The organism is Pseudomonas sp. 51_B (genome assembly GCF_017491595.1).
GTDB lineage: Bacteria > Pseudomonadota > Gammaproteobacteria > Pseudomonadales > Pseudomonadaceae > Aquipseudomonas > Aquipseudomonas promysalinigenes.
On sequence record NZ_JAFGYW010000049.1, the window covers coordinates 2,687 to 4,436 of the forward strand.

Consider the following 1,750-nt stretch of genomic DNA (forward strand, 5'->3'; position numbering starts at 1 on the left):
TCTGGTGATGCGGTAGAGGAGCGTTCTGTAAGCCTGTGAAGGTGAGTTGAGAAGCTTGCTGGAGGTATCAGAAGTGCGAATGCTGACATGAGTAACGACAATGCGAGTGAAAAACTCGCACGCCGAAAGACCAAGGTTTCCTGCGCAACGTTAATCGACGCAGGGTTAGTCGGTCCCTAAGGCGAGGCTGAAAAGCGTAGTCGATGGAAAACAGGTTAATATTCCTGTACTTCCAGTTATTGCGATGGAGGGACGGAGAAGGCTAGGCCAGCTTGGCGTTGGTTGTCCAAGTTTAAGGTGGTAGGCTGAGATCTTAGGCAAATCCGGGATCTCAAGGCCGAGAGCTGATGACGAGTGCTCTTTAGAGCGCGAAGTGGTTGATGCCATGCTTCCAAGAAAAGCTCCTAAGCTTCAGATAACTGGGAACCGTACCCCAAACCGACACAGGTGGTTAGGTAGAGAATACCAAGGCGCTTGAGAGAACTCGGGTGAAGGAACTAGGCAAAATGGCACCGTAACTTCGGGAGAAGGTGCGCCGGCGAGGGTGAAGGACTTGCTCCGTAAGCCCATGCCGGTCGAAGATACCAGGCCGCTGCGACTGTTTATTAAAAACACAGCACTCTGCAAACACGAAAGTGGACGTATAGGGTGTGACGCCTGCCCGGTGCCGGAAGGTTAATTGATGGGGTTAGCGCAAGCGAAGCTCTTGATCGAAGCCCCGGTAAACGGCGGCCGTAACTATAACGGTCCTAAGGTAGCGAAATTCCTTGTCGGGTAAGTTCCGACCTGCACGAATGGCGTAACGATGGCGGCGCTGTCTCCACCCGAGACTCAGTGAAATTGAAATCGCTGTGAAGATGCAGTGTATCCGCGGCTAGACGGAAAGACCCCGTGAACCTTTACTATAGCTTTGCACTGGACTTTGAATTTGCTTGTGTAGGATAGGTGGGAGGCTTTGAAGTGGGGACGCCAGTTCTCATGGAGCCATCCTTGAAATACCACCCTGGCAACTTTGAGGTTCTAACTCAGGTCCGTTATCCGGATCGAGGACAGTGTATGGTGGGTAGTTTGACTGGGGCGGTCTCCTCCCAAAGAGTAACGGAGGAGTACGAAGGTGCGCTCAGACCGGTCGGAAATCGGTCGTAGAGTATAAAGGCAAAAGCGCGCTTGACTGCGAGACAAACACGTCGAGCAGGTACGAAAGTAGGTCTTAGTGATCCGGTGGTTCTGTATGGAAGGGCCATCGCTCAACGGATAAAAGGTACTCCGGGGATAACAGGCTGATACCGCCCAAGAGTTCATATCGACGGCGGTGTTTGGCACCTCGATGTCGGCTCATCACATCCTGGGGCTGAAGCCGGTCCCAAGGGTATGGCTGTTCGCCATTTAAAGTGGTACGCGAGCTGGGTTTAGAACGTCGTGAGACAGTTCGGTCCCTATCTGCCGTGGACGTTTGAGATTTGAGAGGGGCTGCTCCTAGTACGAGAGGACCGGAGTGGACGAACCTCTGGTGTTCCGGTTGTCACGCCAGTGGCATTGCCGGGTAGCTATGTTCGGAAGAGATAACCGCTGAAAGCATCTAAGCGGGAAACTTGCCTCAAGATGAGATCTCACTGGGATCTTGAATCCCCTAAAGGGCCGTCGAAGACTACGACGTTGATAGGTTGGGTGTGTAAGCGCTGTGAGGCGTTGAGCTAACCAATACTAATTGCCCGTGAGGCTTGACCATATAACACCCAAGCAATCTGCA

At 52.7% G+C, this 1,750-nt stretch carries 1 rRNA gene (only partly in view); it reads left to right on the forward strand.

Going from position 1 to position 1,750, the window contains the following annotated elements:
- A 23S ribosomal RNA gene (locus J5M56_RS23435) occupies positions 1 to 1,729 on the forward strand (it extends 1,262 nt beyond the left edge of the window).
- Positions 1,730 to 1,750: the final 21 nt, after the last annotated feature.